Source organism: Citrobacter sp. RHBSTW-00881 (genome assembly GCF_013728515.1).
Classification (GTDB): Bacteria; Pseudomonadota; Gammaproteobacteria; order Enterobacterales; family Enterobacteriaceae; genus Citrobacter; species Citrobacter braakii.
The window spans coordinates 1,669,860-1,694,035 of the sequence record NZ_CP056269.1 but is presented as its reverse complement, the minus strand read 5'-3'; the positions used below and the strand labels follow the sequence as shown (position 1 = coordinate 1,694,035).

The window sequence follows — 24,176 nt, the reverse complement described above, 5'->3', positions numbered from 1 at the left end:
GCCCCGATATGCTAAGCGCTATCGGGGCTATTCTGGATACTTATTTCTCCTGCGGCGTTAGCTGCTCCATCGCCTGCTTAATGCTCCGTTCTATTACCGCCCGACGGGTATCGTTGGCAGGTAATAGTTTCAGCATCATCTCCCACGCCGCAACCGCCTCGCCGAAGCGCTGCTGTTCAAAGGCGTTGAAAGCGTACATGCTGAGAACTCGCACGTTGGCATGTTCGCCACGCACCAGTTGGCGTAACAGCTCCCCTCCCCGACGGTTATCATCAGGATCGGAAGAACGGGTCAGCGCTTCCGCATAGCCCAGCGCCGCATCGCTGTTTTTAGGATCCAGTCGATAGGCATTGGCATAGGCTTCAGTGGCCGTACTGGCGTTACCGAGAACCATGCCAATGCGTCCAAGCATGATCCAGCCTTCAACATTTGCGGGATCGGCTTGTAAACGCGTACGCAGCCCCAGCGCCAGACGCGCCATATCTTCTTCATTGAGCGGTTCCGCTTTCGGATCCAACGCTCGCTCCAGCAGCGCCGGAGCCTGAGCGGTGGCCTGCTGCCAGACCTGAACCTGCTTATAGCTGCCGGTTTGGTAATAGCTTACTGCGCCAACCACCAGCGCCACCACGATACCAGGCACAAACAGCCCGAATCCACCGCGCTTGCCATTCGGAATAACATCGTCAGGAAACGCTTCCTGTTTCACCCGAACGCGTCGGCGAGTACGGGCGAAAATAATCCAGCCCCCCAGACCAATCGCTACCACCGGCATCACCCACAGCAGCACGGTGAGCGGCGTTAACGGCGGATCGTACGTGACGAAGTTGCCGTAGCGCGCCACCATGTAATCGACAATTTCTTTCTGGCTTTTTCCTTCCTGCATCAGTTCGTACACTTTCTGACGCAGGTCGGTGGCAATCATCGAGTTAGAATCGGCAATGCTGTTGTTCTGGCATTTAGGACAACGCAGTTGCTCAGTAAGCTGGCGGAACTGCTGCTCCTGCGCTTCGTCCTTAAACTGCATCACGTCGATAGTCGCAAGCGCGGATCCCGAGATAACCAGCATTAGCAGGCCCAGTAAAAATCTCATTGCGCAGCCTCCTTACTGTACTTGTCCCATAACGGTTTGATCTCGCTCTCCCACACCCGGGCGTTCAGATCGCCGGCATGGCGATAGCGAATAATGCCTTTGCCGTCGATCAGGAACGTCTCCGGAGCACCGTACACGCCAAGATCCAGACCGAGCATACCGTCGCCGTCAAACAGACTTAATGAGTAAGGATTACCCAGCTCTTTCAGCCAGACAATGGCTTTCTGACGATCATCTTTATAGTTCAGACCCACTACCCGCACGCCTTGCGCAGACAGCTGATTCAGATACTGATGCTCGGCGCGACAGGTCGGGCACCAGGTCGCCCAGACGTTCAGCAATACCGGTTTGCCCTGCGTCAGCACATCGGCCTGATAGTGCTGACCCGGATTTTCCAGTGACTCCAGGCGGAATGTTGGAACAGGTTTGCCGATCAGCGCCGATTCCAGATTAGTGGGATCGTCCCCCTGAGCGTTACGCGCGAGCTGCCACAACAGCGCCGCCGCAATGATGAGAAAAATAATAAACGGAATTAACAGTGCGTTGCGCTTCATACAGCCTCCGACGCATTTTTTTGCACCGCGGCGCGAGGACGCGTCCGCTGGCGATAGCGTGGATCAAACAGGCAGAACAACCCGCCCAGCGCCATCAGCAATCCTCCGGCCCAAATCCAGCGAATAAACGGTTTGTAGTACAGGCGTACAGCCCATGCGCCATTATCCAGTTCTTCACCCAGCGCAGCGTACAGATCGCGCGTGAATCCGCCGTCAATTGCCGCTTCGGTCATCATCGAACTGGTGCTGTTATAGAAGCGTTTTTCCGCATGCAGCGTAGCTTCTGGCTTACCATCTCGGGTAACCCCAATAATGGCAACGCCACCCCGGTAGTTTGGCCCGGTAATATCTTTCACTTCGCGGAAAGTGAACTGATAGTTATGGATACTAACGCTATCACCCGCTTTCATGCGCACATCGCGTTCAACGCTGTAGTTCTGGCTAAAGGCAATACCAACAATGGTAATCGCCAGCCCGACGTGACCCGATACCATGCCCCAGTAGCTTGGCGTCAGCTTTGTCCCACGGGAAATACGCAGGAACGCTTCGGACATCGCCAGTACGAATATCCAGCATGCCATCGCCAGCCCCACCACTGTCATGGCGGCAATGCGATCCTCAAGCAGCCACGGCAGCAGCAGCGACAGAACAAGGGTGGTGACAAACGCGATAAGCAATAACGTTTTCAGTTTACGCGGTCGGTCACGGCCCCAGCGCACTAATGGCCCAATCCCCAACAACAGAGCGAACGGCGCCATCAGCCAGGTGAACATGGTGTTGAAAAACGGCTCGCCAATCGAAATGCTGCCCAGCCCCAGCTGTTTGTGCACCAGCGGCAGCAGTGTGCCCAGTAGCACCACCAGCATGGCGGCAATCAGCAGGACGTTATTCCCCAGCAGCAGTGATTCACGCGACCACAGCGCGTTGTTCACCCGTGAGCGAACCTTGTGACCGCGCACCGCAAACAGCAGCAGGGAGCCGCCAATTACCAGCACCATAAAGGCCAGAATAAACATCCCGCGCGACGGATCGGAGGCGAAAGCATGCACCGACACCAGTACGCCGGAGCGCACCAGGAAAGTACCTAACAGACAAAGTGAGAATGCGCAGATTGACAGCAACAGCGTCCAGGCTTTAAAGCTGGCGCGCTGTTCGGTTACCGACAACGAGTGCATCAGCGCCGTTCCCACCAGCCATGGCATAAACGAGGCGTTTTCAACCGGATCCCAGAACCACCAGCCGCCCCAGCCCAGCTCGTAATAGGCCCAGGCCGAACCGAGCACAATGCCCAGCGTCAGAAACACCCACGCGGCCAGCGTCCACGGACGCGAAAAACGGGCGAATGTGCTGTCCAGTCGTCCACTCATCAGCGCAGCAATCGCAAACGCAAAAGCGACCGAGAAGCCGACATACCCCATGTACAGCAGCGGCGGATGGAAAATCAGCCCCGGATCCTGCAACAGCGGGTTCAGGTCACGTCCTTCAATCGGGAAGTTCGGCAACGTGCGGGCAAACGGGTTGGAGGTAAACAGAATAAATAGCAGGAAACCGACGCTGACCATTCCCATGACCGCCAGCACGCGGGCGACGATATCCAGCGGCATGCGCTGGCTGAACGCCGCAACGGCGAACGTCCAGCCGCTCATCAGCAGCACCCACAGCAGCAACGAGCCTTCATGCGCCCCCCACGTCGCCGCCACCCGATACCAGACCGGAAGCTGGGTGTTGGAGTTGCTGGCGACGTAGGTCACGGTAAAGTCATTAACCACGAAGGCGTTGATCAGAATCAGGAACGCCCCCATCACACAGATAAACAGTACCCAGGCAAAGGGACGCGCGGAGGCCATCATCCGCACGTCGCCGCGCGCTACGCCCCACAGCGGATAGACCGACAGCAGTAATGCAACGCCAAGCGCAAGGCACAACAGCGCATTGCCAATTTCAGGCATCATGACGTTTTATCCTTATAAACACTTTCCGGGCGACGGTGGTTTTCCTGCATCGCTTTTTCGACTTCCGGCGGGGTGTAATTTTCATCATGTTTAGCAAGCACTTCTTTGGCCTGCACATGATTTCCCCCGTCCAGTTCGCCCTGAACGACGACGCCCTGCCCTTCGCGGAACAGATCCGGCAGAATGCCTTCATAGGTGACATCCACCACACCTTCGGCGTCATAGATGCTGAAATTCACCTTCAGCGACTGCGGATCGCGCTTTACGCTGCCAGGCATAACCATACCGCCCACGCGCAGGCGCTGGCCGACTTCAGGCATTTGCTGCGTTTCGCGCTTACCGTAGAGTATTTCTCCCGGCGTATAGAACAGGTCGATATTGGAACGCAGCGCGTAGAGCACCAGCGAAATGGTCAAAGCCAGACCTGCCAGGACCGCGCAGGCTATCCATAACCGATTTTTACGTCGAATATTCACGCCGCCTCCCGTTGCACTTGTGCCGCGCGCATACGCGCTTCTCTCGCCCGCTGCTGCGCGACACCGCGTAAGATTGCACGATGCTGTAACGCAGAATGCAGCACCAGCGCCACCAGCGGGACAATGCTCATCGCCACAGCCAGCCAGACATACAAGGCGTAACCGCCCATCGCGAAAAAATCACTCCATGATGCAAATGCAGGGGTCATTGGCGGCCTCTTTTTAAGATCAGTTCGCTCACCCACGGGCGGCGTTTTTCCATCATCAAAATCAGGTTACGCATGCGCATCAGCGCCAGCGTGACAAACAGTAACAGGTAGCCGACGATCGCCAGACGCAGCGGCGCGCGCATTGCCGGATCGATACTCTGCTGCATACGGGTCGACCCCTGATGCAGCGTATTCCACCACTCGACCGAGTAGTGAATAATCGGCAAGTTGACCACGCCAATCAGCACCAGAATGCCGGCAGCGCGACCAGCCAGACGGCGGTCGTCAAAGGCATGCCACAGCGCAATGGCGCCGACGTAGAGAAACAGCAATACCAGTTCAGAGGTGAGTCGGGCATCCCAGACCCACCAGGTGCCCCACATCGGTTTGCCCCATGCAGAGCCCGTCACCAGCGCAATAAAGGTAAACACGGCACCAATGGGCGCCATCGCAGCCAGCGCCAGATTGGCCATTTTCATCTGCCAGACCAGGCCAATAAACGCGGCAACGGCCATCGATGCATAAATCCCCATCGACCAGATTGCTGCCGGAACGTGCAGATAAATAATGCGATAGCTCTGCCCCTGCTGATAATCCGCAGGCGCGAAGCCAAAGCCCCAGATCAATCCGGTTATCAGTACCACCGCGCTGGCAATCGCCAGCCACGGGATAAACCAGCCGCAGATCTGATAGAGCCGAGGAGGCATCGCCAATTGATGAAGTGTTTTCCACATAGTTCAGTCACCAGACTCCGTAAATTAATATCCATTGTGCCGGAGCGCCTTGCCCGGCCTGCATATCTCAACTGCGCTACTGCACGCTTATCCGTAACGCCGCAGCTGTGGCAAACGGGCTTAGCGTGGCGCTGCCGACCAGCAACGCGCCCAGAATCGCCATGTACCCTTCAACCGGTAAGTGCATGGAAGCCGCATCCATCGCCGCGGTCGCAAAAATCAGTAAGGGTATGGTGAGCGGGAGTACCAGTACGCTTAACAGCACGCCGCCGCGCTTTAAGCCCACCGTCAACCCCACGCCCGGCGCGCCGAGGAAGCCCAGCGTAGGCGTCCCGAGTAACAAGGTCAGCGCCATAATTTTCCAGCCGTACATATCCATGCCCAGCAGCAACGCCACCAGCGGCGAGAGGATCAGCAGCGGCAGGCCGGTCACGACCCAGTGCGCCATCACTTTCGCCAGTACCACTGCCGGCAGCGGCAGCGGCAGCAGCATCAGTTGCTCAAGGCTGCCGTCCTGCAGATCATCACGAAACAGGCGCTCCAGCGCCAGCAACGACGCCAGCAGCGCCGCAACCCAGATGATGCCCGGTGCAATACGCGCCAGCAGTTGCGGCTCCGGCCCAATGCTCAGCGGGAACAGCGTAATAACAATCAGGAAGAACCATAAAGGATTGGCGATTTCCGCACTATGACGAAACGCAACTCGTAGTTCTAAACGGAAGATTCGCCACATCATTGCGTTGCCCTCTCGCTGGTCAGCGCAATACGTCGCACTTTATCGGTCTCTACATTGAGCGGTTGGTGGGTGGTGAGAATAACAATACCGCCCTGCTCCGTATGCTGCGCCATACGCTGAGTCAGTCGCTCAACGCCGTTCACATCAATGGCGGTAAAGGGTTCGTCGAGGATCCACAGCCGGGCGCGGGTCAGCCACAAACGGGCCAGCGCCACGCGCCGCTGTTGTCCGGCGGAGAGTTGATTCACCGGGATGTCTTCATATCCGGCAAGCCCCGCCTGCGCCAGCGCAGCCAGACACTGTGCGACGTCGCCGTCATGGTGGAAGAAACGCAGGTTTTCCAACGCCGAAAGCCGGGTTTTTATCCCCGGCTGATGTCCGATCCACAGCAGTTGTTGATGGTAGCTGTCCCGCACGTGATGCAGCGGTTGCTCTTGCCAGCAAACCTCCCCTGCGTCGGGACGCGCCAGCCCGGTAAGTAACCGCAGCAAAGTGGTTTTCCCTGCGCCGTTGCTGCCGGTAATTTGTACCCATTCCCCTGCGTTGACGCGAAATGACAAATCGCTGAACAGTATTCTGTCATCCCGCTCGCAAAGTAATTCTCTGGCTTCAAGCATACCTGGTTATCTACATCCTGTTAAAATCCCGGTTTGACTTCGCGCATATCAGGCAGTTTGTGCGCTATCCCTTTATGACAGTCAATACAGGTTTGCCCGTCTTTCACGGCCTGGTCGTGCATTTTGGCCGCAACGCCTTTCTGGGCGGTTAAATCCATAAACTCGAAGTTGTGACAGTTTCGACACTCTTGCGAATTGTTATCTTTCATACGCCGCCACTCATTTTGCGCCATCGTTAAACGATGGTCTTCAAATTTCTGCGGTGTATCTATCAACCCCAGTGCTTTCGCGTACAGCTCTTTACTGGCCTTGATCTTACGAATCATTTTCGGACCCCACTCATGTGGGACGTGGCAATCAGGGCAAGTCGCTCGCACACCACTACGGTTGTTGTAGTGTACGGTTTCCATGTATTCCTGGTACACCGTATTGCGCATTTCGTGACAGCTAATGCAGAACTCTTCTGTATTGGCCTTTTCCATACCGGTATTAAAGCCGCCCCAGAAAATAATGCCGCCCACAAAGCCGATTAACAACAGCGTGCCGAGCGCCAGACGGCTGGGGCGACGCCACCATTGCCAGACGCGCTTAATCCAGCCTGGTTTACGGTTAGAATTTTCCATAATGACCTCTTATTTCCCGTAACCTTTCGAGGGGGTGAAGGTATTTTCAACAATCGGCGCGGCGTCAGCCTGCGGAACGTGACATTGCAGGCAGAAATAACGACGCGGCGCGACTTCAGCCAATACCTTGCCGTCGCTGTCCATAAAGTGCGTCGGACTGATGCGCGGCGCACCGGTGGTGCGATAGCTTTCCACACCGTGACATTGCAGGCAGCGGTTAGTGTTAGTCGTCACCTGATACCCTTCAACGCTGTGCGGAACCATCGGCGGCTGATTCACATAGTTCAGCGGCATACGCACTTGCTCTTTCGGCATGCGAATCGCCCCTTCTTGTGTCCCTGAGACTTCCGGTGACTGACTCAGATCCACTCCGTTTGCAGCCCAAACGGCCCCACTGACTACCAGGGCCAGCGCAGCCGTCCATTGACTCAGCGCTTTAATCAGGTCATGGCTTTTCATGATTTCGCTCCCGAACTCCATCGTGTTGTTATTGTAAAAACATCCTCAGAACAGACATCCACACAGCGACCGCAGGCCATGCAATCGCGGCTGGTTACCTGCACCGGACTTTGCTCATCCAGCACCGGCGCACGTAGCACATGCGGTTCCGGGCAAACATGAAAACAATCCATACAGCGGTTACATCTGTTACGTTCTTTTGCCGAAACGGTTAATGCACCTTTACTCCCCACCACGCTATACAGCGCACCCAGTGGGCAAAGATGCCCGCACCAGCCATGCTCAACGACCAGTAGATCAAATAAAAACAGCGCGAGGATCAGCAGCGCCCCGCTGCCAAATCCCATGACCAGGCTCCGTCCGAGCAGGGAGACTGGGTTTATCCACTCCCACAGCAGCGTACCGGTCAGAGCGGAACCGACCAGGATAACCACCAGCAGGACGTACCGTATATGGCGCGGCAGGGTTGCAGACTGATTCAGGTCAAACCTTCTGCGCAACCAACTGGCTAAATCGGTGACAGGGTTCATGGGACAAACCCAACTGCAAAACAGTCGCTTACCCGCCAGGGCATACAGCACCGTGATGATGACCGCCCCCGTTAACGCAACCGTCGCCGGCAGGTGTCCGCTGGCCAGGCTTTGCAGGGTAATCAGCGGATCGGTGAACGGGATGGAGTCCAGCAACAGGCTGCTACTGTAATTGCCATGCAGGATCCAGACGCCAAGCCACGGGCCGCTAAGGAACATCGCCAGTATCAGAAACTGGCTCAGACGACGCAGCACCAGCCAGCGATGACTCTTCCACCATCCTTTTTTTGCCTGCGCTTCACGCCCGGCGTCACGTTTACGATTTGCCATTGTTCCCCTCCAGCCAACCGAAGCGGTAATGGTGTCCTAACTCCCCTTTCGCCAACGACAGGGGCAGCACTTTTATTGCTGGCTGCTCCAGGACGCAGACTTTTTCGCATTTCCCGCAGCCGGTACAGGCATCGCTGTGTACGGTCGGAATAAACCGCGCATGCTTGCCGGTACGCATGTTGCGGTCCAGCTCCAGGGTGATAGCCTCATCGATTTTCGGGCATTCGCGATAGCAAACGTCGCAGCGTAATCCCTGATAGTTGAGGCAGTTTTCGTGATCCAGCAGTACCGCCAGCCCCATGCGTGAATCGTCAATAGATTCAATGTCCCTGTCCAACGCGCCGCTGGGGCAAACTTTGGCGCACGGAATGTCTTCACACATTTCGCAGGGAATATCACGCGCGACAAAATACGGCGTACCGGCAGCCAGCCCTGAGGCCAGCGTCGCCAGCTTCAGCGTGTCATACGGGCAGGCCTGAACGCACTGACCACAGCGCACGCAGGCACTGGCGAATGCCTCCTCGCTCAGTGCGCCTGGCGGGCGTAGCCGCACGCCGGTTGCACGTGCGGTTTGCTGTTGCAACCCCAGCGCCACGCCAACGACGGCCAGTCCGCCCGCTGCGCGAACCATATCGCGCAGAAAGCGGCGGCGGCCATTTTGGGGTTTTGCTGACCGGGACATAACGCGTTACACCTTCGCCAGTTTCACAGCGCACTTCTTGAAATCCGTCTCTTTGGAGAGCGGATCCGTCGCATCCAGCGTCAGGTTGTTCACCAGCTGTGCGGCGTCGAAGAACGGCATGTAGACCAGCCCCTGCGGTGGACGGTTACGCCCGCGCGTTTCAACTATCGAGATAACTTCACCACGACGGGAAACCACTTTGACTTTGTCGCCACGGCGCAGATCGCGTGCTTTTGCATCCAGCGGATGGATAAACAGCACAGCTTCCGGGAAAGCACGGTGCAGCTCAGGTACGCGACGCGTCATGCTGCCGGTATGCCAGTGCTCCAGCACACGTCCGGTAGACAGCCACAGGTCGTACTCTTTATCCGGCGCTTCTGCTGCAGGTTCAAATGGCAGCGCGAAGATGACCGCTTTGCCGTCCGGCTTACCGTAGAACTTGTAGCTTTCACCCGCTTTCACGTAAGGGTCGTTGCCTTCGCTGTAGCGCCACTGGGTCTCTTTGCCCTCAACGACCGGCCAGCGTAAACCGCGCGCTTTGTGGTAATCGTCAAATGGCGCAAGGTCATGCCCGTGACCGCGGCCAAACCAGGCGTACTCTTCGAACAGCCCTTTTTGCAGATAGAAACCCAGCTCGCGGGATTCATCGTTCAGCTGATCTTCAGCCAGTTCAGCCACCGGGAATTTCGTCACTGCAGGCGTGGCAAACAGTACGTCATACAGCGTTTTGCCGCGCAGTTCCGGTTTCTGTGCCAACAGCGCTTCCGGCCACACTTCTTCTGTTTTGAAGCGACGAGAGAACTGCACCAGTTGCCACAGATCCGATTTCGATTCACCCGGCGCTTTAATCTGCTGACGCCAGAACTGTGTACGGCGTTCCGCGTTACCGTAAGCACCTTCTTTCTCTACCCACATCGCGGTCGGCAGGATCAGGTCGGCCGACAGAGCGCTGACCGTCGGGTACGGATCGGAGACGATGATGAAGTTGCGCGGATCGCGCCAGCCCGGCATACGCTCTTCGTTGATGTTCGGACCGGCCTGCATGTTGTTGGTACACATCGCCCAGTAGACATTGAGCTTGCCATCTTTCAGCGCACGGTCTTGTGCCACGGCATGCAGACCGATTTTTGCCGGAATGGTCCCCGCCGGAATATTCCAGTGCTTCTCGCAGATATCGCGGTGTTTTTCGTTCGTAACCACCATGTCCGCAGGCAGACGGTGGGAGAACGTACCGACTTCACGCGCGGTACCGCAGGCGGAAGGCTGACCGGTCAAAGAGAACGGACCGCAGCCTGGCTGGGAGATTTTACCGGTCAACAGGTGCAGGTTATAGACCAGGTTGTTGGCCCACACGCCGCGGGTATGCTGGTTGAAGCCCATCGTCCAGTAGGAGATGACTTTTTTCTTCGGATCGGCATACAGCTGCGCCAGCTGTTCCAGCTGATCTTTCGGTACGCCGGTCATTTCGGCGGTTTTATCCAGCGTGTACTCGGCAACAAAGGCTTTGTAATCCTCAAAGCTCATCGGCTCAGAGGCATCGGATCCCGGGTTTTTCGCCGCTTTTTCCAGCGGATGGGTTGGACGCAGACCGTAGCCAATGTCCGTCACGCCTTTACGCAGATTAACGTGCTTGCTAAAGAAATCCTGGTTGATCGCATTGTTTTGAATGATGTAGTTAGCGATGTAGTTGAGGATCACCAGATCGGTTTGCGGCGTGAAGACCATGCCGTTATCCGCCAGCTCAAAGCTGCGGTGCTGGAAGGTGGAGAGCACCGCGACATTAACATTGGGATCGGACAGACGACGGTTGGTGATGCGCGACCACAGGATCGGGTGCATCTCCGCCATATTCGCACCCCACAGGACGAAAGCATCTGCATGCTCGATATCGTCATAGCAGCCCATCGGTTCATCCATACCGAAGGTACGCATAAAGCCGACGACCGCTGACGCCATGCAGTGACGCGCGTTCGGATCGATGTTATTCGAACGGAAACCCGCTTTAAACAATTTGGCAGCGGCATAACCTTCCCAAATCGTCCACTGACCCGAGCCGAACATACCGATAGACTCCGGGCCTTTCTCTTTCAGGGACGTTTTGAATTTCTCTTCCATCACGTCAAAGGCCTGGTCCCAGCTAATCGGGGTGAACTCGCCTTCTTTGTGATACTTACCGTCCTTCATGCGCAGCATCGGCTGCGTTAAACGGTCTTTTCCGTACATGATTTTCGGCAGGAAGTAACCTTTGATGCAGTTAAGCCCACGGTTAACCGGCGCATCCGGATCGCCCTGGCATGCCACAACACGCCCTTGCTGCGTCCCGACCAATACGCCACAGCCCGTCCCGCAAAAACGGCACGGGGCTTTGTCCCATTTGATGGCTTCTTGCTGACCGACTACCGCACGGGCTACGCCCGGCACGCTTAACCCGGCAGCCGCCGCAGCGGCCGCAACGGCGTTAGCTTTCATAAAGCTACGACGACTGAGTTTCATGGTGTTTCCTCACCTTGCTCATCCTGCTGGTGATAAACCAGCGACACCGCCAGCACGCCCGCAACGTTGCGCACTGACTCAATAGTTTTCATTAACGTTTCGCTGTGCTCAGCTTCCACCACCACGATCAGTTGACCGCTTTCCACATCGCTGAGTGCAACCTCGCAACCTGGGAACGAACGCAACTGCGTGGCGATATCATTGATATGCTGACTTTTGGCCTGAACGACCAGGCTGCAGACCTGCCAGTTATTGTCCATGGTTGTACTCCGCGTTAATGGCTGATACCGGGCAGATAGCGACACATGCGCCACATCCGTTACAGTCCTGATTGTCGAGCTGCGGCTGATAAATGCCGGACAGCGTGGGACGAAAGGTTATAGCCATGGGTTCACAGCTATCCTGACAGCGATGACATTCAACGGACTGATGTGCGAGACAGTTTTCCCCAATCGTAAAATTCAGATCCCATGCCCTGGTGTGGCGCGGAAGAAAAAGGGATTCAGAACAGGCCTCTGCGCAGGCATAGCAAAAGCTACACTCGCCGTGTTTGAAATTTACGCTCGGGTAACCGCCCTGGCCTCGCTGCAGGATGTCGGTTTCACACGCCTGGATGCAGGCGTCACAACGAAGGCAATGGGCCAGAAAGTGAGAGTCTTCCTTGCTCCAGGGCGGACGGATCCCTGAGTTGGCGTTTCGCCAACTGCCTGTCAACATGCCTCGACGGGATAAATCAACCATGACATTGTCCTTCCATAATGACGCCCTCCGCTGGTGGGTTGAACGACATAAAAACTGCACTATTTATGAGTAGTTATTTTTAGTCGTAAGATATTTCAGGATGTGTTAGAGGTGCATACCCCAATCGGGGTAAATGCTGTTGCCGGATCAAAGGAGTGTTGAGTTGGCGGGAAAAAATGCGCTTTTGCTCACATTTCAATGAGTTATATAACACTGTATATAACGAACAACTCAAAAAGAGAATGATTTTATAATTAAGATTATTCTTAGAATATATCGCTAATCTGAAAGCAGACTTCTACCAAATACACTTAAAATATAAGTAAATCCAGATTAATCGATTATGTAAATATGTTAACCTGCCCCAGACTCGTTCATAAGACAGAAGAAAGGAAACACTGTGAACAATAAGATGAAAACAATTGTCCCTGCCGTACTTTTCGCCGCCTTTGCCAGCGCCTCTGCATGGGCTGCCAGTAACGATGCCGGCGCTCAGCCGCTGGAAAAAGTCGCCCCTTATCCTAAGGCGGAAAAGGGTATGAAGCGCCAGGTTATCCAGCTTACTCCTGAGAAAGATGAATCTACTCTGAAAGTAGAACTGCTAATCGGACAAACGCTGGAAGTTGACTGCAACCAACACCGCCTGGGCGGAGAACTGGACAGCAAAACGCTGGAAGGTTGGGGATATGACTACTATGTCTTCGACAAAGTGACGTCTCCGGTTTCAACCATGATGGCCTGCCCGGACGGCAAGAAAGAGAAGAAATTTATTACCGCGTATCTGGGTGATGACGGCATGCTGCGCTACAACAGCAAGTTACCGATTGTGGTCTATACGCCGGAGAACGTGGAAGTGAAATACCGTATCTGGAAAGCGGAAGAGAAGATTCAGGACGCAGTCGCGCGATAAGTAAGAATGTGCCGGAGGGCGGCGTACCGCCTTATCCGGCATTTTATTTACAGTGCGATATCCGCTACAGCTTTCTGCTCAGGCTGCGGTGGCGCCTGAGGTTTCAGCTGAGGTTTCGGCGCTTCATCAGCAGCCTGCGGCTTGTCATATTTCAGTCCCAGAACATCACTGGTGTATTGCAGCTCTTGTTCCGTAGCTTCAACGTTACCGTTCAGCTTGGTACCATAAGACGGAATAATGGTTTTCAGTTTCGCCTGCCATTCAGGGCTGGCCACTTTATCTTTAAACACTTTTTCCATCAGATGCAGCATAATCGGCGCCGCGGTTGATGCACCCGGAGAAGCGCCCAGCAGCGCGGCGATGGTGCCCTCTTTATCGCTGACGACTTCGGTACCCAGACGCAGCACACCGCCCTTCTCCGCATCACTTTTAATGATCTGCACACGCTGGCCCGCCTGCCATAAACGCCAGTCTTCTTTTTTCGCCTGCGGATAGTACTCTTGCAGCGCGGCAAAACGGTCGTCATCGCTGAGCATCACCTGGCTTACCAGATATTTCACCAGATCGAAGTTATCCAGACCCACGTTGACCATCGGCATAAAGTTCGAGGTGGTGGTCGAGCTGAGCAGATCCCACAATGAACCGTTTTTCAGGAACTTGGTGGAGAATGTCGCGAATGGCCCAAACAGCACGACGCGTTTGCCATCAAGGATACGGGTATCGATGTGCGGCACGGACATCGGCGGCGCGCCAACGGAGGCCTGGCCGTACACTTTCGCCAGGTGGCGATTCACCACGTCCGGATTATCCGCAACCAGGAACTGCCCGCCAACCGGGAATCCGGCATAACCTTTCGCTTCAGGAATGTCGGTTTCCTGCAACAGCTTCAGCGCAGCGCCACCGGCACCGATAAAGACAAACTTCGCCTTGATATCGTGTTCCGCTTCGTTATTTTTCAGATCGGCGACCGTGACGGTCCAGCTATTGTCGGCATTGCGTTTAAAGCCACGCACTTCGGTACTCAGCTGCAGCGCAAAGTTGGGCTTTTTCTGCAACGAGGCAATCAGCTGGCGCGTGATTTCGCCGTAGTTTACGTCAGTACCAATCTCGGTACGCGTTGCCGCGACTTTCTGCTTCGGATCGCGGCCTTCCATGACCAGCGGCGCCCACTCTTTAATCTGCGCGTGATCTTCGGAATAACGCATACCACGGAATAACGTGCTCTGCTGCAGTGCGGTGTAACGGGCACGCAGGAAGTTCACGTTCTCGTCACCCCAGACAAAACTCATGTGCGGAACGGTGGTGATAAATGAGCGTGGTTCATGCATTACGCCATTATTGACCTGATAGGCCCAAAACTGGCGGGAGATCTGGAAGGCTTCGTTGATTTCGACTGCCTTTTCAATGCTGATGCTACCGTCGGCCTTTTTAGGCGTGTAGTTCAGCTCCATCAGTGCGGAGTGGCCTGTTCCAGCGTTATTCCAGCCGTTTGAGCTTTCCTGCGCTACACCATCCAGTCGCTCAACCATGGTCATTGACCATTGCGGTTCCAGCTCCTGTAAATAGGTTCCCAGCGTGGCGCTCATGATGCCGCCGCCAATCAACAGTACATCCGTTTCCTGCTCTTCCGCCGCTTTCGCTTTTGCCGCCATCGAGACAACATTCAGCCCAACGGCCATGGTGAAGAGCATGGCAGTCACTTTTTTCATAATGTTAATGCCTTACTTTTAGTATCGCTTTTTGCTTTTAATGCAGGTGAAAATCGAGCGGTATCAACGGTAACACTTAAGTAAAAATATTTAAATATTGTTTATAAATTATATTTAATTTTTAAAAATGTTATTAATACGTTGATAGTTTATACGGTTATTGACAATCATTTCTGGAAACCGATCCGTCAGACAGGTACTATGCTGCGCTTTGCTATTCACCGCACGGATGCCTGTCGGTCTGCTGTATCGGGCCATTTTTGACCTAAGAGTAACGATGTCTGCAACTCAACCCTCCTCTGTCGCAGTAGCGGAGCACGCGACGCGCGCAGTGCTGCGTCAACCCCGTTTACTGGTTCGCGAAACGCTGGCCGGTGTGGTAACCGCCCTGGCGCTGATCCCGGAAGTGATCTCTTTTTCCGTTATCGCCGGCGTCGATCCTAAAGTCAGCCTGATAGCTTCAGTCGTACTGTGCCTGGCAATGTCATTTTTAGGTGGCCGTCCGGCAATGGTTACCGCAGCGGCAGGATCGGTCGCGCTGGTGATTGGCCCGATGGTGCATCAACACGGCGTCCAGTACATCCTGCCTGCGGTGGTGCTGGCCGGAATTATTCAGATCCTGTTTGGCGTATTGGGGATGGCGCGTCTGATGCGATTCATTCCTACAGCCGTCATGACCGGTTTTGTGAACGCGCTGGGTATTTTGATTTTCTTTGCCCAGGTCCCGCACTTCTGGGGTAAAAGCCCGCTAATCTGGGGGCTGTTTGTCCTGACCCTGTTGATTGTGCTGTGGGTTCCGCGGTTTATTAAAGCGATCCCCGCGCCGCTTATCGCCATCGTGCTGCTGACGGTGTTCACTGTCACCAGCGGACAACTATTACCGACCGTCGGTGACGAAGGTTCAATGCGCGGCGGCCTGCCGGGATTCACGCAGTTATTGGTACCGCTCAACCTGCAAACGCTGGCGATTATCTGGCCCTGCGCGCTGAGCATCGCTTTTGTCGGATTAATGGAGTCGCTGTTAACCGCCCGTCTGGTGGATGACCTGACGGTTACGCCGTCGAATAAGAATCGCGAGAGCGCCGGGCTGGGGATAGCCAATATTCTGGCCGGTTTTTATGGCGGCATCGCCGGGTGTGCGATGATTGGTCAAACCATCGTTAACGTCGAGATGGGCAAAGGACGCAGCCGCGTCTCGACGGTCGCCGCCGGGCTGGTGCTGTTGTTGCTGGTCACCGCGTTAAGCGAAGTAATGGCGAAAATCCCCATGTCAGTGCTGGCGGGAATTATGGTGATTGTGGCGGTGAAAACCTTCAGTTGGTACAGCATCCAGCCCGCTACGCTGCGGCAACTCCCCGTTACTGAAACGCTGGTGATGCTGATGACCGTCGCGGCGACGGTGTCAACCGGCAACCTGGCGCTTGGCGTGGTTGCCGGGGTGATGACGATGCTCATTCTGCCGCGTATCGTCAGAGGCAAACGTGCGGCTACATCAGAAACAGCGTTGCCAGACCGAGAAAAATAAAGAAACCACCGGTATCGGTGATTGCCGTAATCATGACGCTCGAGCCGACCGCCGGGTCGCGCCCGAGCTTCACCATCGTCATCGGAATAATAACGCCCATCAACGCCGCCATCAGCAAATTGAGCATCATCGCCAGGGTCATCACGCCGCCGAGCGCCATGTCATCGTACAGCCACCAGGTAATGCCGCCCATAATTCCGCCCCACACGAGGCCATTAATCAACGCCACGCCCATTTCGCGCAGGATCAAAAACGTCAGGTTTCCCGGCTGAATATTTTGTAGCGCCAGCGCGCGAACAATCATGGTGATGGTTTGATTCCCGGTGTTGCCGCCGATCCCCGCCACAATCGGCATCAGCGAGGCCAGCGCGACCAGTTGCGAAATTGTATGTTCAAAGCCGTCGATCACTCGCGAAGCAATAAAGGCGGTACAAAGGTTAACGGCCAACCACGCCCAGCGGGTTTTTACCGCTTTCGTGACGGGGGCAAACACATCCTCTCCGGCGCTTAAGCCGCCCATTCGACGCAGATCGGTATCTGTTTCTTCATAGACCACATCGACGATCTCATCGATGGTTAAACGGCCCATCAGTTTACCTGAAGAGTCAACGACCGCGGCACTGACCAGGTCGTCACGTTCAAAGGTTCGCGCGGCGTGTTCGGCGATATCTTCCGGAGAAAAGGTGAGCGGATCATCTTCCATCACCTCGCTGACTTTTCGCTGCACGTCATTGAGCAGAATACAGGTGAGCGTCAGTTCCCCGACCAGCACTTTATTGCGGTCGGTCACGAAGAGTTTATCGGTGTTCTCCGGCATTTTTCCCAGCCGCCGCAGGTAGCGTTGCACCACTTCCAGCGTCACGTCCGGACGCACGGTGATAACTTCGAACTCCATAATCGCACCGACGCGATTCTTCTCGTAGTGCAGCACCTGGCGGACGCGCGCCCGCTCCTCGGCCGGTAACGTCGCCAGCAGTCGACCCGTGAGGTTACGAGGGAGGTGCTGAACCAGATAAATCTGTTCGTCGATATCAAGGTATTGCAACGCATCCAGCAGCTCACGGTCGCTCATCTCATCGATCAGGTCGTCCCAGACGTTTTCTGACGCCTCAAGCAGGACGTTACCGCGCTTTTCACTTTCGACCAGCCGCCACAGGGCGTGACGCTCTTCAGAAGGTAATGCTTCGAGGGTATCCGCCAGATCGGGCGGCGGCAGGTGGGCGACCAGCGCCCCTACCTCAGCAATATCGTCGGCTAACGTGCCGACGTCATATTGCTCAGCCAGGGTAAGCTTGCCCAATAGCGTTGAAACAACGGCTTTATCAGTGGTCAGCAGCCAGATAAGACGCGCACGCTCTTCATCACGCAGTCTGGCGCTGTTTTTGTTTGTTACAGGCATTAATCATAAATCCATTATATGAAATATCATTAATCATGATGCCGATTTATGTAAATAACAATAAACAGTGCCGCCGGGTGGATAAAAAACCGGCGGCATGTGGGATCACGCAGTGCGGGCCACCGCGTCACGCGAGGCGGCATCACGCTCATCGCCCAGCAGTTCACTCAACTGTCCGTTACGCATTTCCAGCAGACGATCGGCGTGAATAAAATAGTGATCGTCATGGCTAATGGCGAAGATAGTTTTACCCATTTCTTGCATCAGCGGTAACAGGACCTGATAGAACTCACGACGGAAATGGGGATCCTGATCGGCAGCCCATTCATCCAGCAGAATGATGTCGCGCTCCTCCGCCAAAGCCAGCAGCAGCGCCACGCGTTTCTTCTGCCCTTTCGACAGCTTCAGATTGAGGATGCGACCATCGTTCATCTCCAGCTTGTGACCCATCTTTAGATGTTCCAGCCACTTCGCTACCAGCTGCGGATTGGCTTCTTTACCTTCCGGCCCCAGCAGTTTGTCGAATAGCCAGACGTCGGTAAACACGGCGGAGAACAGCTTGCGATAATCTTCCGGCTTTTCAACAGCCACGGCCTTACCATCAAGCAAAATTTCACCTGACTGCGGCTGGTATAGCCCGGTCAGTAACATCGCCAGCGTAGATTTCCCGCTGCCGTTGCCGCCAATCAGGAAAATCAGTTCACCGCGATGAATCGTCAGATTGACCGGCCCTACGGAAAAGGCATTATCCTGATAGTGGAAAACCACGTTACGCAGTTCCAGCGTTTGCCAGTTTGGAAAAGCGGTTGGGCGCGGGAATTCGGCCTTAAAAGGTGCCAGTGCGAATTTATTCAGCTTGTTGAAAGCCACCTGCGCAGTGAGCAGGGTCGGTAGCGCGCCAACGGCAGAGAGCAGCGGCGTACGCAGGAATAACAGCGTCAGTGAGTAAGTCGCCGCCACGGCGGTATCCGCCCAGCCCAGACTATTGGCCATCCAGAACACCAGGCCAATGGCGCCCAGCATCATAATGTTTGACCAGTTGACCGCGCTCAGGTGGAAGGTATCGGCGCGAATAATATGGTGACGGTACTCTTTGGCATCCGGGACGTACATCTGATTAAAGATATGCTCGGCGCGCTCGCGGTTGAGCGTCAGCTCTTTGCGCCCTTCCAGCACCGTCTGATAATCGTTGTACAACTTGTCTTCTGTTTCGCGCAGGGTAGCCATGTGCTTATACACCCGCGCCACCAGCACAAATCCCCCCCAGATGGTGATTGCCATCCAGATAGCCGTCACCAGCAGCATTTTGGTCGACAGCATCGCCAGATACGCCGCCGATCCGATGGTCAGGATAATCCCCTGCACCAGCTCAGGCAGACGAACAAAGGCGATGGTGATGTTGCGAATATCGCTGGTTAAACCGGCCAGCAACGAGGCGCTGCCAAGCTGTTCAATACGCTCGACGTGGGTATCCAGAATACGTTTGATAAATTCGCTACGCAGACGGTAGACAAAGTGGTGGCCGAGCGTGGTCAACGCCAGCTGAGAGCCGAGAGTGACAACCATCAATAGCAGCAACAGGCCAAGAAACTCCGGCAGCACCATCAGCGTGGTGTCGACCGTTTCAATCAGACGCTGGTTGATAAACGCAATCAGCCCAATCCCCAACGCAGCGCTGGCGAGGCTGAGCGCCATGACGCTGATAAATGGCCAGCGATACTGCCGCCAGACAAGAAGTAAAAGTTCCATGCGAACAACCCGGACAAGTAATAACAGCCCGCAGTTTAAACATCTCTTCGCTGACAGCAATAATAATTCTTATTTTTATTCTTTTTTACCCGCCTGACGAAACGTCAGATTGTAGCGACAGTCTCCGGTCAACGGATGATACCCCGTCTTAAGCGGCTGGATCCCATGATAAAACAGCCGCGAAGTACCGCCCCACACCACCACATCGCCATGTTCCAGCAGCAAACGCTTTAAGGGGTCATTACGGCGCAAGCCGCCAAATTGAAAGATGGCCGGCAATCCTAGCGACACCGAGACAATCGGCGCCCGCAGGTCGGGCTCGTCTTTATCCTGATGTAAGGACAGTTTTGCCCCTGGCGTGTAGCGGTTAATCAGACAGGCATCGGGTTGAAAATCAGCATAGCCCGCCGCCGTCGCTGCCTGTTGGCACAGGTCAGCGAATGCATCCGGCAGCGGCGGCCAGTGCGCGCCGGTTAGCGGATCAAAAGGAGAATAAAGGTAACCATGTTGATCCGTTGTCCAACCCAGACGACCGCAGTTGGTCATTGCCACCGACATCGTGTAGCCGCCGGGCGTCACCATCTGGCGAAACGGCGACTGTCTGGCGATAGCCGCTATCGCCTGCAGCAGAGACGGTGCGCAGTCAAAAGCGAAGCGTCGCAGAATAACCGCGCCTGACGCCAGCGGCTCCTGCCAGGGTTTCGCATCCGCAAAGAGATCGAGCATTATGTTTCCTCGCCAGTCGTTTCACGTTGCAGTAACTGTGCTTTGCGCGCAATGCCCCACCGGTAGCCCGAAAGCGCGCCATCGCCGCGGATCACCCGGTGACACGGGATGACGATTGCCAGTTTATTCGCCCCACAGGCACTGGCCACCGCACGCACCGCCTTCGGTTTGCCGATGGCGCTGGCCAGTTGCTGGTAGCTCATCGTTTCGCCGCACGGAATTGCGCGCAACGCCTGCCACACCTGCTGCTGAAATGCGGTTCCCCGGATATCCAGCGGCAGCGATAACGGCGCGTCACGCGCATTGATTGCGGCGATCACTTCGCGCACGCGCTGCTGAAAATCGGTATCTGCTGGCACATCCTGAGCGGCCGGAAACAGCTCATGCAGATCCGCAACCAACGTAGCGTCATCATCACCAAGTAAGATCGCGCAGATACCGCGTTCGCTTTCCGCCACCAGACAGCGACCCAGAGAGCAATCTGCCAGGGTATAGCGTACAGAAACGTTGTCACCACCTTTACGAAATTGCTTTGCGGTCATGCCTAACGTCTGATCCGCTTTTCGGTAGTAGCTGCTGCTGTCGGGAAATCCGGCGTTGAGAATTGCCTGCGTTACCGGAACGCCTTTCGCCAGCGCATCGCGCAGACGGCGGGCGCGCCAGGACTGCTGCCACGCTTTGGGGGTCATGCCCGTTGTGGCTTTGAACAGGCGATGTAAGTGATACGGGCTCATCGCCACCTGCTGAGCCAGCTCGTCCAACGTGAGGGGAGATTCCTGCTCCAGCAACTGGCAGGCGTGGGCTATTTTCTCCAGCCGATGCTGGTGGGCGCTGTCTTTATCCGGCTGACAACGTTTACAGGGACGAAAACCGGCGGCCAGCGCCTGCCGGGCATCGGCAAAGAAAGTGACATTTTTGCGCAGCGCATGTTTCGCCCGACAGGACGGACGGCAGAAAATGCCGGTAGTCTGGACGGCGAAAACAAACTGACCGTCAGCGTCAGCGTCACGATCCACAACGGACTGCCAGCGGTCATCATCAGTTATGTGTAAACGATTTTTCATTATGGACTCCTTTGTTAAGCATAGCGCTTAGCCTCAGAGTGTCCCCATAGCCGGATACAAAAACCCGCAATCTTGCTTTTTAATTTTTTTCGCTGAGCAGGAAGCTTTTAAACTGCGGCGACATCCAGGTTTTAAACCCCTCGCCCTCTTTTATAATCATATAGACCGCGAGTCCTTCACGACGCACAACCTCTTTGGCCTTTTCCGGGCCGAGAACCATCAATCCGGTATCCCAGCCGTCAGCCTCCAGCGCCGTTGGTGCGATTACCGTTACAGACACCAGGTTGTGTTCAATCGGACGACCGGTTTGCGGATCAATAACATGGGAAAGGCGCTTACCATCCAGCTCATAATAGTTACGGTAGCTGCCGGAGGTGCTAATGCCATGCCCGTTAATGTCGACAATCGCCTGCACCGCGTTTTCGCGATCGGTCGGTTTCTGAATCGCGACTCGCCACGAAAGCCCGTCTGCATTCATACCGCGGCTGTTCAATGCTCCACCAACGGATACCAGATAACGGGCGATCCCTTCCTGCTCCATTAATCGTGCGAGATGATCGGCGGCATAACCTTCGCCAACGGTCGAGAGATCCACGTACAGCTCGGGCAAATCTTTTTGCAGGTAGTTCCGATGCGCCTCATTAACAACCTTCAGATGTGAAAGCCCGGTTTGCGCTTTTGCGGCGTCAATTTGCGCCTGCGTAGGAATATGCACCGGTTGCTGATCCGGGCCAAAGCCCCACAGATTGACCAACGGACCCACGGTAATATCCATGGCCCCACCGGTTTTTGCGCCAATGCGTAGCGCCGAAGTCACGATATCGGCCATAGCATCATTAACCGGCCATGGCGACAGGCTTTTCGACAGGTTAAAGCGCATTAACGCAGAATCATTTTTATAGGTAGAGAGAAGCTGATCGTCGGCATCCAGCTGAGCCTGGATCTTCGCCTGCAGTTCCCCGGCGCGTTTGGCATCTACGCCCACCGCACTGACCCGCCAGAAAGTGCCCATGGTTTTACCTTCCAGAACGGTGGCAGGTTGTGTGGTCTGGGCAGGTTTCGGGGCTTCATCGCACCCGACAAAAAAGATCGTCACAGCCAGTAGTGCTGCGCGATAGAAATTCACTTCCATACGTAATTATCCTCATGCGAACGGGCGCAAGAGTACACCAAAAATCGTTGTTTGTACGACGAAAAAACGGCATTAAAAAAGGCCCCGCAGGGCCTTTTAACGACATGAGCGCAGATTAGAACTGGTAAACCAGACCCAGCGCTACGATATCATCGGTAGCAATACCTGCTGCCTGGGTAAACGCATTGTCATCCAGCAGGTTGATTTTGTAATCAACATAGGTAGACATGTTTTTGTTGAAGTAGTAAGTCGCGCCAACATCAACATATTTCACGATATCCTGGTCACCGTAGTTGGTGAAGCCATTGCTGATGTCTTTGCCTTTTGACTGCAGGTAAGCCACGGAAGGACGCAGACCGAAATCGAACTGGTACTGTGCCACAACTTCAAAGTTCTGTGCTTTATCTGCGAAGCCATATGCAGCAGTCCGGTTGCTACCGTTAGAGGTACCGAAACGGGTTGCGTTATAGGACTGGGAGTACTGTGCAGCCAGGTAAACGTTGTTAGCGTCGTATTTCAGACCACCGGTATAAACCGTTGCACGGTCACCGTTACCGTACACGCCAAGAGCATTCTGATCAGCGGTACGTTTAGAGGTAGTGATCGCACCACCGATACCAAAGCCAGAGCCGAGATCGTAAGTCAGAGAGCCGCCGTAACCATCGCCATTCTGGGTCAGCAGGCTACGACCACCTTCGTTTTCACCGCTTACGCTGCCGTTTTTACCCTGGTACTGCAGGGCAAAGTTCAGACCATCAACCAGGCCAAAGAAATCTGTATTACGGTAGGTCGCATAACCGTTACCACGCTGCTGCATGAAGTTGTCCGCACCGTAGGTGTCACCGCCGAATTCTGGCAGGACGTCGGTCCAGGACGTTACATCATAAGTTACACCGTAGTTACGACCGTAGTCGAAAGAACCTGCATCAGCGAATTTCAGGCCTGCGAATGCCACACGCGTCCAGGCGTCGTTGCTGGATTCACTCTGGTTGCCTTGAATCTGGTATTCCCACTGGCCGTAACCGGTCAGTTGGTCGTTAACCTGGGTTTCGCCTTTGAAGCCGATACGCATGTAAGTCTTATCACCATCATCACCTTTGTTATCGGAGAAATAGTGCAGACCGTCGACTTTGCCGTACAGGTCTAATTTGTTGCCGTCTTTGTTATAAATTTCAGCCGCATTTGCTGCGCCTGCTACCAGCAGTGCTGGTACCAGGAGGGACAGTACTTTAACTTTCATGTTATTAACCCTCTGTTATATGCCTTTATTGCTTTTTTATGCCACTGCATACTGATTAAGGTCATTAACCAGTCGGCAACTTCATTCTCCGCAAAAACACAGAATAATCCAACACGAATATGATACTAAAACTTTTAAGGTGTTTCATTTATCGGCATAGATGTTTCAAAATATTAATACGAGGGAACTTTTTTAAAATCAAAAAACAGGAAAAATAAGCACAAATAATCAAGAACCATTTTAATTAAATTTAAAATCAATAGGTTACATCAAAAATAGTTATAGCACTGAATGACAAAACAAAATCTTCACTCGCAACTAAAATAGACCCGCTATCATCATTAACTTTATTTATTACCGTCATTCATTCATGAATGTCTGTTTACCCCTATTTCAACCGAATGCTTCGCGTTCGGTTTTTTTTTACCCTTCTTTACACAAAACTTACCGTTCTGTGCTACCGATGCAAAACTATAACAACTATTAACTATCTCAT

Annotated in this window: 24 protein-coding genes; 2 read left to right on the top strand and 22 right to left on the bottom strand. The window is 54.6% G+C overall.

Annotated elements, in window-relative coordinates:
* Positions 1-40: 40 nt before the first annotated feature.
* The 15 genes from HV311_RS08005 to napF all read right to left on the bottom strand — a co-directional run bounded on the left by HV311_RS08005 (position 41) and on the right by napF (position 12,226).
* Positions 41-1,090, bottom strand: a complete 1,050-nt coding sequence (locus tag HV311_RS08005; RefSeq protein ID WP_016153765.1) for a cytochrome c-type biogenesis protein CcmH — start codon at positions 1,088-1,090, stop codon at positions 41-43.
* Positions 1,087-1,644, bottom strand: a complete 558-nt coding sequence (dsbE, locus tag HV311_RS08000) for a thiol:disulfide interchange protein DsbE (protein ID WP_003834613.1) — start codon at positions 1,642-1,644, stop codon at positions 1,087-1,089. The genes HV311_RS08005 and dsbE overlap by 4 nt, the downstream gene beginning before the upstream one ends.
* The gene (locus HV311_RS07995; RefSeq protein WP_191220942.1) at positions 1,641-3,596 is read right to left on the bottom strand and encodes a heme lyase CcmF/NrfE family subunit; all 1,956 of its coding nucleotides are present in this window, start codon (positions 3,594-3,596) and stop codon (positions 1,641-1,643) included. Before HV311_RS07995 ends, dsbE begins: the two co-directional genes overlap by 4 nt.
* Positions 3,593-4,072, bottom strand: coding sequence for a cytochrome c maturation protein CcmE (gene ccmE / locus HV311_RS07990; protein ID WP_016153767.1), 480 nt, complete (start codon positions 4,070-4,072; stop codon positions 3,593-3,595). The genes HV311_RS07995 and ccmE overlap by 4 nt, the downstream gene beginning before the upstream one ends.
* The gene (ccmD, locus tag HV311_RS07985) at positions 4,069-4,281 is read right to left on the bottom strand and encodes a heme exporter protein CcmD (RefSeq protein WP_016153768.1); all 213 of its coding nucleotides are present in this window, start codon (positions 4,279-4,281) and stop codon (positions 4,069-4,071) included. Before ccmD ends, ccmE begins: the two co-directional genes overlap by 4 nt.
* Complete coding sequence (locus tag HV311_RS07980) at positions 4,278-5,015, bottom strand: heme ABC transporter permease (RefSeq protein WP_016153769.1); 738 nt, start codon at positions 5,013-5,015, stop codon at positions 4,278-4,280. Before HV311_RS07980 ends, ccmD begins: the two co-directional genes overlap by 4 nt.
* A gap of 76 nt (positions 5,016-5,091) precedes the next feature.
* Entirely contained in the window at positions 5,092-5,751 is a 660-nt protein-coding gene (gene ccmB / locus HV311_RS07975) for a heme exporter protein CcmB (protein WP_003027542.1), read from the bottom strand.
* Positions 5,748-6,368: a cytochrome c biogenesis heme-transporting ATPase CcmA gene (gene ccmA, locus HV311_RS07970; protein ID WP_016153771.1), complete on the bottom strand. Its 621-nt coding sequence runs from the start codon at positions 6,366-6,368 to the stop codon at positions 5,748-5,750. Before ccmA ends, ccmB begins: the two co-directional genes overlap by 4 nt.
* 20 nt (positions 6,369-6,388) lie before the next feature.
* On the bottom strand, positions 6,389-6,991 hold the full coding sequence (napC, locus tag HV311_RS07965; protein WP_003027548.1) for a cytochrome c-type protein NapC: 603 nt from the start codon (positions 6,989-6,991) through the stop codon (positions 6,389-6,391).
* A gap of 9 nt (positions 6,992-7,000) precedes the next feature.
* Complete coding sequence (gene napB / locus HV311_RS07960) at positions 7,001-7,450, bottom strand: nitrate reductase cytochrome c-type subunit (protein ID WP_016153772.1); 450 nt, start codon at positions 7,448-7,450, stop codon at positions 7,001-7,003.
* Entirely contained in the window at positions 7,447-8,310 is an 864-nt protein-coding gene (gene napH / locus HV311_RS07955; RefSeq protein ID WP_019077252.1) for a quinol dehydrogenase ferredoxin subunit NapH, read from the bottom strand. The genes napB and napH overlap by 4 nt, the downstream gene beginning before the upstream one ends.
* Positions 8,297-8,992: a ferredoxin-type protein NapG gene (napG, locus tag HV311_RS07950; RefSeq protein WP_016153774.1), complete on the bottom strand. Its 696-nt coding sequence runs from the start codon at positions 8,990-8,992 to the stop codon at positions 8,297-8,299. Before napG ends, napH begins: the two co-directional genes overlap by 14 nt.
* Before the next feature lie 6 nt (positions 8,993-8,998).
* On the bottom strand, positions 8,999-11,485 hold the full coding sequence (napA, locus tag HV311_RS07945; protein WP_016153775.1) for a nitrate reductase catalytic subunit NapA: 2,487 nt from the start codon (positions 11,483-11,485) through the stop codon (positions 8,999-9,001).
* Positions 11,482-11,745 (bottom strand): chaperone NapD, encoded by a 264-nt coding sequence (gene napD / locus HV311_RS07940; RefSeq protein ID WP_016153776.1) that lies wholly within the window; start codon positions 11,743-11,745, stop codon positions 11,482-11,484. Before napD ends, napA begins: the two co-directional genes overlap by 4 nt.
* Entirely contained in the window at positions 11,735-12,226 is a 492-nt protein-coding gene (gene napF, locus HV311_RS07935) for a ferredoxin-type protein NapF (protein ID WP_016157008.1), read from the bottom strand. The genes napD and napF overlap by 11 nt, the downstream gene beginning before the upstream one ends.
* 412 nt (positions 12,227-12,638) lie before the next feature.
* Here napF and eco point away from each other — a divergent pair, with 412 nt between their 5' ends.
* On the top strand, positions 12,639-13,136 hold the full coding sequence (gene eco / locus HV311_RS07930) for a serine protease inhibitor ecotin (RefSeq protein ID WP_029139607.1): 498 nt from the start codon (positions 12,639-12,641) through the stop codon (positions 13,134-13,136).
* Between the two features lie 47 nt (positions 13,137-13,183).
* On the opposite strand, the gene mqo is transcribed toward eco, so the two are convergent.
* A complete protein-coding gene (gene mqo, locus HV311_RS07925) occupies positions 13,184-14,845 on the bottom strand; it encodes a malate dehydrogenase (quinone) (RefSeq protein ID WP_191220941.1) in 1,662 nt (553 codons plus the stop codon).
* Between the two features lie 277 nt (positions 14,846-15,122).
* Between mqo and HV311_RS07920 the strand changes: the two genes are divergently transcribed.
* The gene (locus HV311_RS07920) at positions 15,123-16,370 is read left to right on the top strand and encodes a SulP family inorganic anion transporter (protein WP_191220940.1); all 1,248 of its coding nucleotides are present in this window, start codon (positions 15,123-15,125) and stop codon (positions 16,368-16,370) included.
* Here HV311_RS07920 and mgtE read toward each other — a convergent pair.
* The 6 genes from mgtE to HV311_RS07890 form a co-directional block, all read right to left on the bottom strand.
* On the bottom strand, positions 16,333-17,769 hold the full coding sequence (gene mgtE, locus HV311_RS07915; RefSeq protein WP_016153782.1) for a magnesium transporter: 1,437 nt from the start codon (positions 17,767-17,769) through the stop codon (positions 16,333-16,335). The two genes, HV311_RS07920 and mgtE, sit on opposite strands and share 38 nt — an antisense overlap.
* Before the next feature lie 105 nt (positions 17,770-17,874).
* Positions 17,875-19,518 (bottom strand): multidrug ABC transporter permease/ATP-binding protein, encoded by a 1,644-nt coding sequence (locus tag HV311_RS07910; protein ID WP_016157011.1) that lies wholly within the window; start codon positions 19,516-19,518, stop codon positions 17,875-17,877.
* A 75-nt stretch (positions 19,519-19,593) separates the two neighbouring features.
* Positions 19,594-20,244: a DNA oxidative demethylase AlkB gene (gene alkB / locus HV311_RS07905; RefSeq protein WP_016153784.1), complete on the bottom strand. Its 651-nt coding sequence runs from the start codon at positions 20,242-20,244 to the stop codon at positions 19,594-19,596.
* Entirely contained in the window at positions 20,244-21,308 is a 1,065-nt protein-coding gene (gene ada, locus HV311_RS07900) for a bifunctional DNA-binding transcriptional regulator/O6-methylguanine-DNA methyltransferase Ada (protein WP_151222484.1), read from the bottom strand. Before ada ends, alkB begins: the two co-directional genes overlap by 1 nt.
* Before the next feature lie 79 nt (positions 21,309-21,387).
* Positions 21,388-22,440, bottom strand: coding sequence for an FAD:protein FMN transferase ApbE (apbE, locus tag HV311_RS07895; protein ID WP_016153786.1), 1,053 nt, complete (start codon positions 22,438-22,440; stop codon positions 21,388-21,390).
* A 115-nt stretch (positions 22,441-22,555) separates the two neighbouring features.
* A complete protein-coding gene (locus HV311_RS07890; RefSeq protein WP_016157015.1) occupies positions 22,556-23,680 on the bottom strand; it encodes a porin OmpC in 1,125 nt (374 codons plus the stop codon).
* Between the last annotated feature and the right edge of the window lie 496 nt (positions 23,681-24,176).